Below are 17,524 nucleotides of genomic sequence, written 5' to 3' on the forward strand. Positions count from 1 at the left end.
TAGGATATATTCTATATTTAAATCCTTTTAACATAGATAAATTCACCTTCTTTCTATAAGTTAATTATACCATTTAAACGCAGTGGTATCACAACTTAGTATGTGTAATTAACTTATATTTTATACAATGATACTTAACGCCACTAACTCATGACTGAAGTCACGAGAGTGCGTGGCGAAATCTTCAAATAAGGTACTTATGGTATATGGAAATAGCAACGTAAAGAAAAAGTTTATGGATACTGATGTGGAAAAAGATCAAAATAATAGAATTATCTTCAATGAAATATATCCTTTTGAAGAATATAAAATTGGTAAGGCCATTGTCATACCATTACTTGCTGATCATAAACCTGATGAAAAGTGCTTTATTTATATTATAAAACTGAATGGAAGGACATTACTATACAGACACGATTCCGGATATTTTCCAGAGCAAACCTGGGATTTCTTGAAATCGGTCCATATAGATGCTGCCATAATTGATTGTACTGACGGGCCTGGTAGAGGAGGATTTTTATGGAAATAAAAATTATGAAACGTTTTAGCCTTATACTACTAAGTACTTTTATGGCTACACTTGTTGGCTGTACTCCAAAAGTAACTGTAACCCCAACTAATACTGACGCAAGTCAAAATAAGGTAGTATTGAGAGTTTATGCTCAATATTCAATGGACGATGAAAAACAACCATTTGATTATGCCAAAGAACAAATGAAAACCATAATGCCGAATGTAGAATTGGACCTGGAAATAATGGCGCAAGATGACAATCAAAAGATTAAAACTTATGCTGCAACAAAAAATCTACCAGATATATTTGTTGCCACAACTGATATTATTGAATCATTTAAAAAGTCTGATAATATTCTTAAACTAGATAATTATGTAAAAGAACTTGGAATAGAAGAACAATTTTTACCTTCATCAGTACCTCTTTTAAAGGATTCAAATGGTAACACTTGGGCAATACCAGATGCAGGACAATTTGCGGCATTGTTATATTACAACAAGGATGTATTTACTAAAAATGGTGTTAAGGTTCCAACTAATTATGCAGAATTTCTAAGTGCAGTTAAAAAATTCAAGGCGAATAAGGTAGTTCCGCTAGCATTATTTGCTAAGGAAAAATGGCCAGGAGTGCAATTATTTGACATGCTTGCATCAAGGGAAGAAGCAAAAGGAATAACTAAATTAGATTTAGGAGAAGGGAAAGCTTCCGACCCAGCATTTAAAAATGCAGCTACAAAATTATTGGAACTTGTTAATGCGGGACTTTTACCTAAAGGAGCATTTAATTTAAATTCTGATGATGCGGGAGCACAATTTAAACAGGGAAAAGCTGCAATGTATTTAAGTGGTGCATGGTCAATGAGTGATCTTGGCACTGCAATGGGGGACAATGTAGGAATACTTTATTACCCTTTAGCAGACGAAAGTAATGCAAGTTCTGTAAAATGGAATATGAGTGGAGGAGGATATAATTCAGGCCTGGCAGTATAGCCATATTCAAAGAATAAAGATATTGCAGCAAAATATGTATGTCAATTTGCTTTGAAATTTGCTGAGGGGAGAATTATAAAGAGGGTTGATCCTAATCCAATATTAAAGAATACCCCAAAACCAGAAAATGGTTATAATGCAATTCAACAGCAATATGTAACCGATTCAGCTAATTTTAAAACAATGACTTGTTATGGCTGGGGACTTACAAATGCAAAATTTAAAGCTGGCATTGAGGATGAAGTAAATACTCTTCTTGTAGGTGATTACACCGTAGAGGAATTTATGAAAAATCTTGATAAGGTGATAGATGTAGCAAAATAAAAAATATTAAATTAATTTAATATACTTTTACACAGAATTTTTAGGTTATATATCAATAAACAGACTATTTGATTATCAAAGAAATTATAATTTGATTAGATAGTCTGTTCTATAATTATTTGCATAATAATTTATAAAAATTTATATAAAAGGATGATTTGGATGAGAAATGTATCTCAGAAGAGAGCAGCAATTCTGGTATTCACTTTGCCTACATTAATATTGTTTACGGTTATTGTAAGTATTCCAATATGTAATACTTTATATAGGAGCTTCTTTAACTGGGATGGACTAAGTAAACCTATTTTTAACAGTATAGCTAATTACAAACAACTATTTGGTGATAATTTATTTCGGATATCATTAAAAAATGGGGTTATATATTCAACGGTACTTGCAGTGTATCAGATAGGCATTAGTTCTTTACTCGCAGTATTACTATCATTAAAAAAAATCAAGGGCAGAAAAATTTTTAGAACATCACTTTTTATTCCAGTTGTACTTTCTGTAACTGTAGTATGTCAACTATGGATTTCTATATACAATGGACAATATGGACTTCTAAACAAAATATTTGAAGTTCTAGGGACGCAATATAGACAAGATTGGTTAAGTGGCAAGAATTCAGCAATAATAGCAATTGCATTTGCAAATTCTTGGCAGTACATGGGATATTATCTTGTTTTGATATATGCAGCGATGCAGTCCATACCAGAACATTATTATGAAGCAGCAGAAATAGATGGTGCAGGTACACTAACTAAATATTTCAAGATAACTTTACCATTACTTACCGAGAACTATAAGCTCTGTCTAACTTTAACAATAACTGGTGGACTTAAAGCCTTTTCAACTATGTATATAATGAGTGCAGGCGGTCCAGTAACAGCTACTTATACATTGACCTATCTGATGTACAGATCTGCTTTTAGGGTAAATGAATTTGGATATGCCTGCGCATCTGCTTCAGTGCTTGTTATTCAGTGTTTGCTTGCAACCATTATAATTAACAAACTTATGTCAAAAGATGTAATCTACTATTAAGGGGGGACTATTTTGAAAACAACATTTGGAAAGAAAATTATAAGTACATTTATATATGCTTTTTTAGCTATCTATACAGCTATTTCTATATATCCCCTTGTATGGATGGTATTTTATTCATTTAAAAATAACGATGAGATATTTGTAAAAAATCCTTTTGGGTTTCCAACTACACTGAGAGTTGAAAATTATATAAATGCTTGGAATAATTATAATATCCCTTCATATTTTTTAAATAGTATGATAGTAGCATCTGCCACAGTAGTTTTTACTATAACTTTGTCCCTAATGTTCTCGTATGCTACAGCTAGAATGCAGTGGAGGTTTTCAAATGTTGCCAGAATATATGTTATGGGTAGAATGTTCATACCTGTTCAAATTATACTTGTTCCCTTGGTAGTATTGATGCAGAAATTCGGACTTTCAAATTCACTATGGTCTCTAATTATCCCATATACGGCTTTTGAATTAGGGTTTTCTTCTGTGGTATTTTATGGCTTTTTCAGAAATATACCTTTTGAACTTGAAGAAGCTGCGGCTATAGATGGAGCAAATATATATACTACGTTCTTTAGAATAATTTTACCAATTGTAAGGCCTGCTATTTCAACTATGGTGACCTTTATATTCCTATTTTCATGGAATGAGTTTACGATGGCACTTATTTTGATTAGTAAAGAATCCTTAAAAACATTGCCACTTGGTCTTATAACCTTTCAGGGTCAATTTTCTACTGACTGGGGTGGAATGGGAGCGGCCATGGTAATCGCTAGTATTCCAACAATCATTATTTATTTGCTGTTTAATCAAGAAGTTGAAAAAGCATTGACGGTAGGGTCATCAGTAAAATAATGAGCTATAACATTCATAGTAAATTACATACTAGTAAAAGTATTTTTTTCGACTTATTTTAAAACTTATAATAGCACCTTACACCAGTTTAATGTTATTATAATAGAAATGTATAGATTTTCGCAAAGGAGCGAATGTATGGCTAATATATTTCATATTTTAACATATTTATTTATTTTTTTCGTGTTGTGGATTTTAATTGAAGCTCAAGTTTATAGAGTTAGAAGTGTTAACATTGTTAATAGCAAGATACCAATAAGTTTTAAGCATTTTAAAATTGTTTTTATATCAGATATTCACTATGGAAAAATTTTTAGAGCCAAAAGGCTAATAAATGTAGTCAATAGAATTAATAAACTAGAGGCAGATATTATAATAATAGGTGGAGATTATTTAGACATATCGGTGAAAAGTAAGAGGGATGTAAGTGCTTATTTAGACAGTGAATTTGATATCTTAAGAAAAATTAAAGCTAAGGTAGGTATTTATACTATTCTTGGGAATCATGATTATTATAACAGGAAAGATTCACTATTAAATGAAATTAATAGGAGTTCATTTAAGCTACTCCGAAATACAAAACAACTTATTAATATTGGCGAAGATAGTATACAACTAATAGGAATAGATGATTTATTTGAAGGAAATCCAAAAGTTAGTATGCTTACGACAAATAGCAATAAGTTTACTATTGCTATTTGCCACAATCCTGATTTTTTTGGGGATTATAAAAACCTGATTAATTATGACTTAGGGCTATCAGGTCATACTCATGGCGGCCAAATAAACTTTTTTGGATTATATGCACCATATACATCTTCTAAATATGGTCAAAAGTATTTAAAGAAGATAGTTCATGAGAAAAATAGAGATATTGTATTAACACGTGGGATAGGTAATGGAATGTTACCAATAAGATTTTTTGCTATGCCAGAAATTTTAGAAATCAATTTAGAATGAGTATCTGCCATAGACATAAAACAAAACAAATTATTCAATATGGATTTTTTATAGATAGATTCATATGATAAAAAAGACTAACTGAAATATTCTTTAAATTTTCAGTTAGTCTAAAAGGGAGTAAAAATGCAAAATTTTATTTTTTCAGTAAACGTAGTTTTACCACTTATAATAATGATGAGTTTGGGGTGGGTATTAAAATATCTTAAGGTTTGTGATGAAAACTTTTTTAAAACAGCAAATAAATTAACTTTTAAGCTTTTTTTACCTTTGATGTTGTTTAATAATATTTATTCTGGTGATATAAAAAGCAGTTTTAATATAAGACTAATTGTTTTTGTAGTAGCTTCAATTCTAATAACTGTTATTTTAATGACTTTAATTGTTCCGAGGCTTGAAAAGCAAAATTCAAATAGAGGAGTGCTAATTCAGGCACTTTTCAGAAGTAACTATATATTATTTGGTGTGCCGGTTTGTATGAATTTATTTGGACAAGCCGATATCGGAATAACTTCAATGCTTGCTGTTTTTGTGGTACCATTATATAATTTTTTATCCGTTGTAGTTCTGTTCATATATGCAAATAAAGGTAATAGTGAGAATATGGAAATAAAAAAGACAGCTATGGATATAGTTAAAAATCCTTTAATTCTTGCATGTGTTATAGGAATAGCAACGGCTTCTATAGGAATAAAGCTTCCAAATGTTCTTGAAAAAACTATTACAGATATTTCAAAAATAGCAACTCCTTTTGCACTCATTATATTAGGCGGTGATTTTGGAATAAAAGATGCTGTAAAAAATATTAAATATATTGTTTGGGTTTCTGTTTTTAAGTTAATTGTTATACCCGGAATTATAATTTTATCGGCTATTTTAATTGGGTTTAGACAGGTTGAACTTGGAGTTTTGCTTTCCATATTTGCATCACCTATAGCAATAGCAAGTTATATCATGGCACAAAATGTGAAATCAAATGATGAGTTAGCAGGGCAGTTGGTTGCGACTACTACAATTTTGTCCTCTTTCACAATTTTCTTTTTTATTCTTATTCTAAAAAACTTTAGCTTCATTTAGTTATTTTTGCTATCAAAACTCCTTGCAGCTATTTAACATGCTTGTTGTGTTAATATAATAATAACAGTAGCAATACTATAAGATGCCATTTGCCATTCACTTGGCAAGTGGCATCTTATTAATTATGTAAGCTCAATAATTGCTATTTATCCATTGTAAGAGTGAATTAAAAAATGCTTATAGAAGTTAGATTCGGAAAACTCTTTAGGACTAAAAGGTATATAAATATAGTCAATAGAGTTAATAAATTAGAGGTAGTTGTGTATAATTGGATTATTAATAATTACATTAAAATTGATTAAAGGAAAAGTATGTTTTGTGTCGAATTACTTTATTTAATAATAGAATGTAGAGAATGTAGAGATAGAAATGGTTTGTAAGCGAGTTTATACTCTATAAAAGGAGAGTTAAATATGACAAAAAAAATAGCAATTATTTTAAACTGTATTATTGTAGTAGAAACTATTAGTATGTTTTTTTTAATACACTATTGGGAATCTTATTTTTGTTCTTATGGGTAATAGCTAATTTGCTTGATAAAATAGTTTCTTCTGTGAATGTTCAAAGTGACGAAGTTGATAAGGCATTGCAAGTCAGCCAAAAGGCTAATTTACAAGTTGAAAACTGCAATAAAGCATCTAAGTCAATTAATAATCAAACGCTCCAGATAAAAACATCAGTAGACAATGTTGTGAAAATATCTGATGGATTAGGGAAAAAATCCGATGGAATAAATAACATAGTTGACGCAATATTAGAAATTGCTGATCAAACTAATTTACTTGCACTTAATGCCTCAATAGAAGCAGCTAGAGTGGAAATACCTAACATGTCCTAGACTTAAAACAAAAGGTATTATTCAATATGGCTTTTTAATAGATAGATTCATATAATAAAAATTATTTAGAGCCTAATAATATAATCAATCTTAATGGTTCGAAAGCTACTGAAACCATAAACTTATTTGATTTTTATGGTTTCAGTAGCTATTAAAAGAAACACCATTCATTTGGTGTTTCTTTTGACATTACAACCATTTTTTCTTCTTAAAAAATAAGATTTGGAATAGTGAACTAAAAATCATTATAAATAGAACAATGAAATAACTATATTTAGCACGTAGTTCTGGCATATTTACAAAATTCATACCATAAATTCCTGTTATAATTGTGAGTGGCATCATAATTGTAGAGACTATAGTTAGAAACTTCATTACACTGTTCATGGAATTAGACAATTGTGAGGAATAAAGTTCTAAACAAGATGTAATCATTTCATGGTCAGATTCAATTAAATCATATATGCGAAGTATATGGTCATACGTATCAGAAAAATATAATCTGTGGTTTTCTGTTATAATATCATCATGCCTTAAAAGAGTATTTAATACTTCTCGCAAAGGAGAAACAACCCTTCGAAGCTTAATAACACTTTTTTTTACTTTCATAATATTATTAAGTGTATTTTGAACAGGGTTGTTCATGGTTTCTTCTTCTAAACTGTTAATTTTTTCTTCAACTTTGTCTGTTATAGTAAATAATTGGTCTATGGCTCCATCAAGAATATGATACAATACAAAATCACTTCCATTAGAAACAATATCTAACCCATTGTCTATATCATTTATAATTTTTTTTAATGATTTATTTTCACCATAATGTATTGTTATAATATAATTTGAGCTAAGGAATACATATATGTTATTATAAGAAACTGTATTATTTGGATGACTATCTGAGGTGGCAATATTTAAAAAATGATAATCCTTATAGTCACTTATCTTACTCCTCTTACTCCTTCGAATACAGTCATCTATAGAAAGATGATGAAAATTAAATTTATCTTTTAAAAACACAAAATCATTATCAGTTGGATTACTAATATTAAGCCAAAATATTCCATCATCACGGGTTGTTTTATTCACAAAAGCCTTTTCTATGTCTTCAAATTTATGTACTTCACTATTAATATAAGTAATCAATAAAATCGCTCCCCTTGTTAAAATAACCACACTACTACATTGCCATTAATTTAAAATATATTTTGCCTAATTCTATTATACTGTTTTTATTTTGGAAAATCTATTTTATAATATTCAAAAATACTATCAGTATAAATAAATTCCCACATAAGGAGTAGTGGAGAAAACTTTATATAGGGTGTTTTTGCCTATCCCCCCGAAAAGGTATATTAGTGTGAAATAGTAGGATATTTTTCTATCCAATGTTAGACTGTGCGTAAACTTCTGTTTTTGGTCTTCAGTAATTCCAAATAACGTACTTTCGGATACAGCTTAGAAAGGAAATTATGTATTAATACAAAGGTAGGGGCATATGCCCATACCTTTGCTAAGTTCATCAAATATATTTACAATCTGTTTTTAACGGTTGAGACGTGCACTATTTTAACTACTATAATTAAATTAATTCTATTTTAATAATTTTATTTTTAATAAGGATAGACATATTCATTTGTGGGTTTATTAGTAATCTGTATACTTTCGGCTATAATTACAGGAGTTTTTTCACCATTATAATCTAATATTTTTATTTCTCCTTTAACAATTATCCATGTATCCTGTTTTAACTCCTTAGCTTTATCATAATGGCACAATAATCCCACTGGTTGCAAATCCGCCGCGCAACATGACATTAGAAGTCTAGCAGGAACAAACTCATTTTCCTTAAAGCCATCAGTTTTAAATACAAATCCAGTTAATGTAATTTTTTTGCCTTCATATTTTGCCATATTATATGATATTTCTTGAGTCCAACCTATAAAATTATTATCGTTAACTAGGATTGTATCATCCTGCATTTTTAAATCTTCACCTGGTTTATTAGTATTTGTATTGGAGGCAATAGTATTATTATTAATATTATTTTGATCTTCTATTATATTATCTTTTATACTACTGACTTGGTTTGTAGCTGTAGTTTTTTTAGCATTTCCTAGTGACATTGAAGTTGAAGCAACTGATGTTGTTGGTACCATGAAAGCCATAAATAGAGGAATAATAAAAAATAAATAGGGCTTTAGATATACTTTTCTCTTCGGCTTAAATAGGTCACGTACAATAAATATAGAAAGTGCAATCATTGCTACGATTCCAAATTTTATATATGGAATAATCCTAGGATTAACATAAAGTAATACTTTTCCCGTTTTTATTATGTGATAAAAGAAAAATGCAAATCCAAGTAATATTATTAGCTTTAATAATACTTCTATGTTTATTCTTTTAAGTCGTATTGATTGCATAATTTATACCCCCATTAGAATAGTGTTGTGAACACAAGTAATATCTCAAATGAAATTACAAAGATAAGTATTACAAGTTTGATAACAAACCTCTTTTGAAAACTTCCTAAAAGCATAAGCAGGTTCTTTATATCTATCATAGGACCAAGTACTAAAAAACCCATTACTGATCCCATAGAGAATTGATTAGTAAAAGATCGTGCTATAAAGGCATCGGAAGTTGAGCATACTGAAAGTATAAATGCAAACAACATCATTATTAAAAGCGAAATTATACTTCCTCTACCTAAGTTGGAAAAGACATCTTTTGGAATTATAGTCTGCATTAAACTAGATAAAAATGAACCAATAATAAGAAATTTTCCTACCGTAAAAAATTCGGTTGTTGCATGTCTAAACACCGCATCTATATTTCTGCCAAATCCTTTTTTATTATCATAGTTATCACCGCATAAACCACAATCACAGGCAATCTCATTAACATTACTTAAGAGCATAATATCTTTTTCTGGGGAAAAAACAAATACAATTCCAACAAAAAGTGCTACTAATATTCCTATACAAAATCTGTAAATCGCTATAGATGGTTGTCCTGGAAATGCATATAGCGTAGACGCAATTACAATAGGATTTACGATAGGGGCTGCCAGCATGAATGTTACAGCAGCGGGTAATGGAACACCCTTTTTAATAAGTCTCGCAGCTACTGGTACAATGGCACAATCGCATACTGGAAAAAAAGCTCCTGCAAATATTGCAACAATAAATTGTAAAATTCTATTTTTAGGAAAAATCCGTATTATTTTTTCACTTGTTACAAAAACTTGGATTACAGATGATACAAATACACCGAATAATATAAACGGAAAAGCCTGAATAAGAATACTTAGAAATACTGAACTAAAGTGTTCTATCCAAGGAAAAAAAACAGCTGGCATTTCAAAACCTATTACAGAACATACTAAATATGTCACGGCTGAAAGGAAAACTGCCATGAGAATTAAAATCTCATTATTAATTATTTTGGGTTTGTTTTGTATAAGAATTTCTCTACTAATTTTAGCAGACCTATTTATTCTTTTTAAAGTTCGTTTAATACTATTTAATTTTCCTATATCAAAACCAGCTGTATTTTTTAGTATTATAAAATCACTATTTGAAATCTGAGTTATTAATATTTCACCCATATTATTCATAAAAATATCAAAGGTTGTGGCATCAATAAGATGGACTATTTCATTTATAAAACACTTTCTACTTACACTAAAATAATCAAAAATATTTAATAAGTTATCAATTTTTTCTATGCCGTTAGCTTCTATAATAATTTTATTAGGTTGATACTTTTTTATTATTTCATTTAAATATTTTTCATCTAAAGAATTTTGGTTACTAACATTTTCAATAAATAAATTATTGTTTTTAAAGATATCATAATCAATCTCTGATTGCCCTTTTTCACATTGTATAATAACTATTATGTTTTTTCTAAAAACCTCAGTTCTAATCTTGTTATTTATAAATTTAGTTTTACCTGACCCTATAAAACCAGTTACTATATCTACTTTAATTTTCATTATTTATAACCCCATCTATACAACTATATTAAACAAACTACAAAGTGCACTCTTATTTAAGCTTTTGCCTATTATACAAAATCTACCTGTGTAATCAGGGTTAATGTTTTTAACTTCAGATTCACCAGGTACATAATCAAATTGCAACCATAAATTATTATCACTTTGTACAATTCCTTTTCCTCTTAAAATAATTCCATAGATTCTCTCGTTTTCTATATTTGCTAGGATTTTTTCTAATTCAGTTTTTTTGTATACATTAGTAGTTTCTTGGCCCCATACTTCAAAAACCTCATCTGCATTATGATTGTGGTGGTGACGTGTTTCAGATTTATAGACATTAGGATAGGAATTACCCTTAATAGAGAAGTTTTTTGCGCTTTTAATCTGTTTTTCAAGTGACACTGAGTCACTACCTTGTGCAACAGCAATTATAGTATCGGAATTTATGTTTTCTAGAGGCGTTGTAATTATATTGGATTTATTATTTAGTTTGCGTATGGAATTAACAATAGAATCTAGTTTGTTTTTATTAGATTTTTCCGTCCTACTTAAAATAATAGTTTTAGCATTTTTTATTTGATTTTCATAAAATTCACCGAAGTTAGTTATATAAATCTGATATTTTAATACATCTACAATGGTTATAACCATATTAATTGTTATTAAATTCTTTAATTTAAGTGAATCACATACTTTGATTATATCGGATAATTTACCAACTCCAGATGGTTCTATAACTATTCTATCAGGACTATACTTTGCTATAATCTCTTCAATTGCGCTCCCAAATTCGCCTACAAGGCTGCAACATATACATCCTGAGTTGATTTCTTTTACCACAACATTTGATGGCTTAAGTAAACTTCCATCAATACCAATTACACCAAATTCATTTTCTATTATAACTATATTTTCATTATGTAACTTTTCTTCAAGTAGCTTTTTTATTAAAGTGGTTTTTCCAGCACCTAAAAATCCTGAAATTATATCAACTTTTGTTTTCATTTCTTACGCCTCCAATTTATGTTTTTTATGTAGAAATTAATAGCAAAATTACACCAATCAATTTTTAATCAACAGAATATTTTATTTATAAAACTATTTGCGAATCACTTGCATTTACAATTCGTTCCTATTATATTATCTAATAAAATATTATGCAACTTATTTTTATTTAGTTTAACTATATTCTTTTTTAAAGGTTTAGTACTAATACTTTTGAAAATAAATTTTTACTAATTATTAATACCTCCTACTACGATTTTAGTTATATAAAAGTATGTATACGTCAAACGTATTATTAATCTTCCTAGTTTATTAAAGAGTGAATCTTTTGGTGTTTATTCAAAGGCACTTTTTATTAAAAGGGATCTACACTTTTTTATTAATATGACTAATGCTAGTAAAATAACTGAAATTAATGCAGTTATACCTCCAGGAGCACAATTCATATAATAAGATATAAACAGGGACAGTAATATATCAATTACACTAAATAACACTGAATATAAAAAAGTTGCTTTAAACCCTTTTTCCAGTTGCATTGCAGTAGCAACCGGTAAAGCAATCATTGAGCTTAAAACAAGTACCCCAACAATTCTCATCGAAACAGATATTGTAGCTGCAACTAATATAGAAAATATATAGTTTATTAACTTAACATTTACTCCAGCAATCTTTGCTGCTTCTTCATCAAAGACAATAATAACAAGTTTATTATATAAAAATATTAATGTGGTAATTGAAATGATGCTTAATATAAGTACTGCATATAAATCTTCTCTTGTAACAGTAAGCACACTTCCAAATATAAATGAGTTTACATTTGCATGTAATTTGCCAGAGCTCATAATAGTAATTGCAATTCCGACACTTAAGGACAAAACTATAGCAAGAATTAGCTCAGCATATTTCTTAAAGTAATCTCTTAAAAATTCAATGAAAATTCCACATATTGAAGTAAACAAAAACGAACTTATTATGGGGTTGCCATTATATAAAAGACCAATTGCAACTCCTGCGAGAGAAGCGTGGGACAATGTATCTCCAATCATTGAATATCGCCTTAGTACTAAGAACAAACCGATGCAAGGACAAAGTATAGAAATGAGCATAGAAATCACAAAAGCATTTTGCATAAAACTATATTGAAAAATAAGAATCATCTCCTTTATTTGGTTTTAAATATTCTTCTATATATTTATCAGGAGTACACAAATGACCATTTCCACCTGATAAATGATAGATAAGAGAAGAGTTCATCATAGCTGCATTAAGGTTATGTTCAATAGCAATAACAGTTACTTTATTGGTTCTATTTAAGTCCTTTATTAGTTTATAAATGTCCTTTTGGCTATTTACATCAATTCCTGTGGAGGGTTCATCTAAAATTAACAGACTAGGGCTGCCTAGTAATGCTCTTGCTATAAATATTTTTTGAAGTTGACCTCCTGACAATGTTCCTATAAGTGAATCTTTAAAATCAAGCATATTAATTCTCTCTAAATTTTTATAGACTAAATTCTTATCCTTCATTTTTAGTACCTTTCTGTAGCAATTGAGCATTTCATATACGGTAATGGGAAATTGAGAATTTAAGAAATTAGATTTTTGTGGAACGTAGCCAATGTTTTTATTCGAATTTAATATAGTACCATTAGTGGGAGTCAGAAAATGTAATATTAATTTTACAAGAGTGCTTTTACCACAGCCATTATCACCTAATATAGATAGGTAATCACCATCATTAATTGTTAGACTAATATCATTAAGTATGAATGGCTTCGACTTAGTATAAGAAAAAAATAGTTTGTTAATCTGAATCATAATTATCCTCCGATCAATATAAAAAACTTGTGCCACTTTACAAAATATGAAATATTAATTCCATGAAAATATGTAAATTATATTGTTGACAAAATTTATCTTTATACGTATATTATATATGTAAATGCAAATGATTTGCAACAAGTTATTTTAAGGAGTGATAAAAATGTTAAAAAAATTGACAATCTTCATCTTATTTAGTTTTACGTTACTGACCTTTACAGCATGTGGTAGCAAAAACTCAGAAACTAATACTGTACCTTCTCAAGGCAAAACAAAAGTTGTAGTCACATTTAATGCAATGAGAGAAATTGCTTCTGCTGTTGGAAAAGATAAGGTTAATATATTAACTATAATACCTGAGGGTACTGAACCACATGATTTTGAACCAAAGGCAAAGGACCTTGAAAATTTAAATGATGCTAAAATATTTATGTACAATGGTTTGGGAATGGAGGCTTGGGTAGATAAGGTTTTACAATCCATAGACAATAAAACTTTAATTTCGGTAGATTCTTCAAAAGGTTCGAATGCAATAAAAAATATAGATTCTGATGAAATAGAAGAACATGGTCAATATGACCCACATTTATGGCTAAGTTTAAAAGGTGCAAAAAATCAAGCTAAAAATGTAAAAGATGCTTTGATGAAAGCTGATTCTTCTAATAAGGATTATTATGAAAAAAATTACAATGACTTTGCTTTACAACTTGATACACTTTATGATGAGTATAATAAGAAGTTCCTAGCTGTAAGCAATAAGAGCTTTGTCACTGGCCATGCTGCTTTTGCATACCTTTGCAGAGATTATGGTTTAACACAAAACAGTGTAGAAGATGTTTTTGCTGCAGGAGAGCCAAGTGCTAAAAAATTAAAAGAATTGACCAATTTCTGTAACAAAAATAATATTAAGACGATATTTGTTGAGGATATGGTAAGCCCTAAGGTTTCAAATGCTCTAGCTAAAGAAGTGGGTGCTAAAGTTGAAACAATACATACAATAGAGAGCAAGGAAGATAATAAGGATTATGTAGAGTGTATGAGAGAAAATTTGGAAATGATATATAATAGTTTAAAATAAAAGCATCTATATAGTAGATAGTTTACATCTATCTACTATATAGATGCTTTATAATTTCATTATCAAGGTGTTATAAAGTGTGAAATTAACCGCGGTAAACAAATAAAGCATTTTTACTTGCTTGGCAAAAAATTAATGCCGCTATTAGACATTTCCAAAGAAAGCATAAAATACTATGACTCATTGATAGATTACTATTCGGTCTATAAGCTTAAGCAACTTAATGAATGGATAGGTTTCGTTTATTTATTATGTTTTGTCCTGCATCGCTATCAACGTATGCATGATAATCTTATAAGCACTCTTATTTATAACGTAAGACATTACATAGATGAATCTAAATCCAAAGCAAAAGAGCAAGTATATGATTCTTACTCAGAAAACAATCAAAATATAAAAAAAAGTGGGTCAAGTGCTTAAAATATTTACTGATGATAGTATTGATATTGATACTCCTTTCAAGGATGTTCAGGCTACAGCATTTACTATTTTAGAACGACAAAAGATTATAGATATAGCTAATCATATTTCCACAAATGCTAAATTCGATGAAAATGCTTTTCAATGGGATAACATTGGAAAGTTGGCATCTCAATTTAAAAGGCATTTGAGATCTATACTTTTAATGGTGGATTTTATAGCTCCTTTAACTCATGATCCGTTAATGGATGCAGTAAATTTTTTGAAGGTAGCTTTTATTAAAAATAAATCCCTTGGGCAATATCCGTCTGACGATTTACCAAATCAATTTATACCTGATAGTATAAAGCGCTACATGTATAAAGAAGACGTCAATGGCCAAAAAATTCTCTTAGTGGATCACTATGAATTTTTAGTTTATCGCCTCTTGCGAAATGGTTTGAAATCTGCTGATATTTTTTGTCGTGACAGTATCAATTTCCAGAGTTTTGAGGATGATCTTATAGATGATATTCAATGGCAACAGAAAGAAAAGTTAATAACTGATACTGGCTTGACTGTTCTTAACCAGCCTATACATAGTCATTTGGTAGAACTTGAGCATCAACTTGAAACTAGAATTACGGAGGTCAACCAACGTATTTTATTAGGAAATAATGAGCATTTTCAAATTAAAAACCGTGGAAACCATAGCCGTTGGATATCATATAAACCTCTATGATCGCTATGAATTTAATACAAAATCGAAGTCTATTGACATGGATGCAATTATTTTTGAATTGACTAAATTTAAAATAGTACCAAATGAGTGATTTGCTTATTCCACTTTTTTACTAGGGGTAGTAAAAAAATACTTACTTGTAGTCTATCCTCCGATATAAAAGTACACTAACATACCTTTTCTGGGGGGTAGGCAAAAACGCCCATATAGAAAACAAAAAAAAGAAGGTATTAGCCTTCAAAAAATTCGGAAAATAGTTAAGTATTATTTAGGTTTACCGTTTTTCCATTCACCATCATAATATACAGATCCATCGGAATTATATGCAGTACCCATTCCACATGGACCATTATCTTTAAATTTACCTATATATTTACCTCCGCTATTAAAATAAAAAGTACCTATACCATAAGGTTTATGATTTTTAAATTCACCTACATATCTACTGCCGTCAGAATAATATTTTGTAACCACATCATCCATTATAAAGACCCCTTCTTTTCTAGTTATTAAAAACTATTTGTTAACCATCCTAACCAATCATAATCATATGAACTCTCTATACATTATAACATAATTTACTAATATTGTATATTATATTTTAAAAAGTAATAAATTAGAATATAAAATCATAATTTAATTGTGTAATGAAAATATATGGAGGTGTTTGAATGGAATTAAAACTTAGTTATTCAACAAAAAAGAAAAGTGACAAGGTATGTGAATTGAAACAAAAGGTGGCTAAAAAATATGCTTCATTGATCTTACTTTCTGGAATATCTTGTTTACTAGGGGTTTATGCGCTTTTGTACAACACGAGGTACATATCTTATGCAACGGCTGTTTTTGAAAATAGAAATTTACAGAGTGCTATAAAAACATTTGATTTAATTATACTTGTAGGTTTCGCAGCTACATTATTTATTCTTTATATATCATTGGATATATTAAAAAAAGATAAAAAAAATTATGATGAACATAGAAAAGATTTAATTAAAACCATTAATAGTGAATTTTGCACTTGTGTAGATTTTTGTAATTGTAAAGAGGAGTATATTAAGTTCATGGAAGAAAAAGGCATAGATTTGATTTTTTTATAAACAGTAAAGAATAACCGATTTTATTATTCATAATATGGGACTACATACAAGAATACCTTATTAAGTGTATAATGTGTATATATCAGTATAATTTTGGTAAGATAACAATATAGATTGCTGAAAATTACTGAATCAATTAGGAGGTATATACGTATGTTAAAACAAACATTAAAAGAAGATATTATTAAATATATGAAGAATAGGGATAAGATAAGACTTACTGCACTTAGGACTTTGATGGCAGATGTTAAAAACAAAGAAATGGATTTGAAAAAAGAACTTACAGATGATGAGTTAATTGGTATTATTGAAAAAACAATTAAACAATTAAATGAGACCCTTAGTTATGCAAAGCAAGCGAGCAAAGAAGAAATTATATCTGAAACAGAAATTGCTATCGAAATGTTCGCAGTTTATATGCCAAAGCAATTTACTGACGAGGAAGCAAAGGCAATTATCATTGAAGTTATTGCAGAAAACGCATTTAACGGAAATAGTGACATGGGAAAGACAATGAAGGCTGTTATTCCTAAGTTAAAAGGAAAGTATGATAGCAGAAAGATAAATCCACTTGTGAAGGAATTGCTGGCATAAGAGAAAATTGGTGGCAACCACTTGCCATGTGGTTTAGTATTTAGTTTAGAAATATAGAGTTAGGGGATCGATATTGATCTGCTGGCTCTATTTTTTTCGGGTAAATATACTAAAAAACTATAGATATGTTGAAATATGTCGAATTCTACATATAAACTACATAATAATACGTTACAATTAC

At 29.2% G+C, this 17,524-nt stretch carries 19 protein-coding genes; 12 read left to right on the forward strand and 7 right to left on the reverse strand.

Annotated features, from left to right (window positions below; translation table 11 throughout):
- Positions 1–172: 172 nt before the first annotated feature.
- The 8 genes from KPL51_RS11515 to KPL51_RS24020 all read left to right on the forward strand — a co-directional run bounded on the left by KPL51_RS11515 (position 173) and on the right by KPL51_RS24020 (position 6,598).
- Positions 173–529, forward strand: coding sequence for an MBL fold metallo-hydrolase (locus tag KPL51_RS11515; RefSeq protein WP_216161259.1), 357 nt, complete (start codon positions 173–175; stop codon positions 527–529).
- Positions 520–1,503 carry an ABC transporter substrate-binding protein gene (locus KPL51_RS11520; protein ID WP_216161262.1) on the forward strand — a complete coding sequence of 328 codons (984 nt, stop codon included), beginning with the start codon at positions 520–522 and terminating at the stop codon, positions 1,501–1,503. Before KPL51_RS11515 ends, KPL51_RS11520 begins: the two co-directional genes overlap by 10 nt.
- A gap of 51 nt (positions 1,504–1,554) precedes the next feature.
- A complete protein-coding gene (locus KPL51_RS11525; protein ID WP_216161265.1) occupies positions 1,555–1,827 on the forward strand; it encodes a hypothetical protein in 273 nt (90 codons plus the stop codon).
- A gap of 162 nt (positions 1,828–1,989) precedes the next feature.
- Positions 1,990–2,871 carry a carbohydrate ABC transporter permease gene (locus KPL51_RS11530; protein ID WP_216161268.1) on the forward strand — a complete coding sequence of 294 codons (882 nt, stop codon included), beginning with the start codon at positions 1,990–1,992 and terminating at the stop codon, positions 2,869–2,871.
- Positions 2,872–2,883: 12 nt separating this feature from the next.
- Entirely contained in the window at positions 2,884–3,723 is an 840-nt protein-coding gene (locus KPL51_RS11535; protein ID WP_224854164.1) for a carbohydrate ABC transporter permease, read from the forward strand.
- 138 nt (positions 3,724–3,861) lie between these two features.
- The gene (locus tag KPL51_RS11540; protein WP_216161271.1) at positions 3,862–4,683 is read left to right on the forward strand and encodes a metallophosphoesterase; all 822 of its coding nucleotides are present in this window, start codon (positions 3,862–3,864) and stop codon (positions 4,681–4,683) included.
- Positions 4,684–4,809: 126 nt separating this feature from the next.
- Positions 4,810–5,760, forward strand: a complete 951-nt coding sequence (locus KPL51_RS11545; protein WP_216161274.1) for an AEC family transporter — start codon at positions 4,810–4,812, stop codon at positions 5,758–5,760.
- A 505-nt stretch (positions 5,761–6,265) separates the two neighbouring features.
- Positions 6,266–6,598: a methyl-accepting chemotaxis protein gene (locus tag KPL51_RS24020; RefSeq protein ID WP_280526767.1), complete on the forward strand. Its 333-nt coding sequence runs from the start codon at positions 6,266–6,268 to the stop codon at positions 6,596–6,598.
- 189 nt (positions 6,599–6,787) lie between these two features.
- Here KPL51_RS24020 and corA read toward each other — a convergent pair whose 3' ends face one another.
- The 6 genes from corA to KPL51_RS11580 all read right to left on the reverse strand — a co-directional run bounded on the left by corA (position 6,788) and on the right by KPL51_RS11580 (position 13,427).
- On the reverse strand, positions 6,788–7,741 hold the full coding sequence (gene corA / locus KPL51_RS11555; protein WP_216161280.1) for a magnesium/cobalt transporter CorA: 954 nt from the start codon (positions 7,739–7,741) through the stop codon (positions 6,788–6,790).
- Between the two features lie 467 nt (positions 7,742–8,208).
- Positions 8,209–9,021, reverse strand: a complete 813-nt coding sequence (locus KPL51_RS11560; RefSeq protein WP_216161284.1) for a TIGR03943 family putative permease subunit — start codon at positions 9,019–9,021, stop codon at positions 8,209–8,211.
- A 14-nt stretch (positions 9,022–9,035) separates the two neighbouring features.
- Positions 9,036–10,598: a permease gene (locus KPL51_RS11565; protein ID WP_216161288.1), complete on the reverse strand. Its 1,563-nt coding sequence runs from the start codon at positions 10,596–10,598 to the stop codon at positions 9,036–9,038.
- Between the two features lie 15 nt (positions 10,599–10,613).
- On the reverse strand, positions 10,614–11,606 hold the full coding sequence (locus tag KPL51_RS11570) for a CobW family GTP-binding protein (RefSeq protein WP_216161291.1): 993 nt from the start codon (positions 11,604–11,606) through the stop codon (positions 10,614–10,616).
- A 335-nt stretch (positions 11,607–11,941) separates the two neighbouring features.
- The gene (locus KPL51_RS11575; protein ID WP_216161578.1) at positions 11,942–12,757 is read right to left on the reverse strand and encodes a metal ABC transporter permease; all 816 of its coding nucleotides are present in this window, start codon (positions 12,755–12,757) and stop codon (positions 11,942–11,944) included.
- Positions 12,744–13,427, reverse strand: coding sequence for a metal ABC transporter ATP-binding protein (locus KPL51_RS11580; protein ID WP_216161294.1), 684 nt, complete (start codon positions 13,425–13,427; stop codon positions 12,744–12,746). Before KPL51_RS11580 ends, KPL51_RS11575 begins: the two co-directional genes overlap by 14 nt.
- Positions 13,428–13,593: 166 nt before the next feature.
- Between KPL51_RS11580 and KPL51_RS11585 the strand changes: the two genes are divergently transcribed.
- A complete protein-coding gene (locus tag KPL51_RS11585) occupies positions 13,594–14,508 on the forward strand; it encodes a metal ABC transporter substrate-binding protein (RefSeq protein WP_216161297.1) in 915 nt (304 codons plus the stop codon).
- Positions 14,509–14,920: 412 nt separating this feature from the next.
- Positions 14,921–15,649 carry a hypothetical protein gene (locus KPL51_RS11590; protein WP_216161300.1) on the forward strand — a complete coding sequence of 243 codons (729 nt, stop codon included), beginning with the start codon at positions 14,921–14,923 and terminating at the stop codon, positions 15,647–15,649.
- 264 nt (positions 15,650–15,913) lie between these two features.
- On the opposite strand, the gene KPL51_RS11595 is transcribed toward KPL51_RS11590, so the two are convergent.
- Positions 15,914–16,132, reverse strand: a complete 219-nt coding sequence (locus KPL51_RS11595) for an MORN repeat-containing protein (RefSeq protein WP_216161303.1) — start codon at positions 16,130–16,132, stop codon at positions 15,914–15,916.
- 188 nt (positions 16,133–16,320) lie between these two features.
- Between KPL51_RS11595 and KPL51_RS11600 the strand changes: the two genes are divergently transcribed.
- Both KPL51_RS11600 and KPL51_RS11605 read left to right on the forward strand, forming a co-directional pair.
- Positions 16,321–16,749 carry a hypothetical protein gene (locus tag KPL51_RS11600; protein WP_216161306.1) on the forward strand — a complete coding sequence of 143 codons (429 nt, stop codon included), beginning with the start codon at positions 16,321–16,323 and terminating at the stop codon, positions 16,747–16,749.
- A gap of 153 nt (positions 16,750–16,902) precedes the next feature.
- Complete coding sequence (locus tag KPL51_RS11605; RefSeq protein ID WP_216161311.1) at positions 16,903–17,343, forward strand: GatB/YqeY domain-containing protein; 441 nt, start codon at positions 16,903–16,905, stop codon at positions 17,341–17,343.
- The last annotated feature ends 181 nt before the right edge of the window (positions 17,344–17,524 follow it).

Source organism: Clostridium bowmanii, assembly GCF_018861315.1.
Classification (GTDB): Bacteria; Bacillota; Clostridia; order Clostridiales; family Clostridiaceae; genus Clostridium_AD; species Clostridium_AD bowmanii.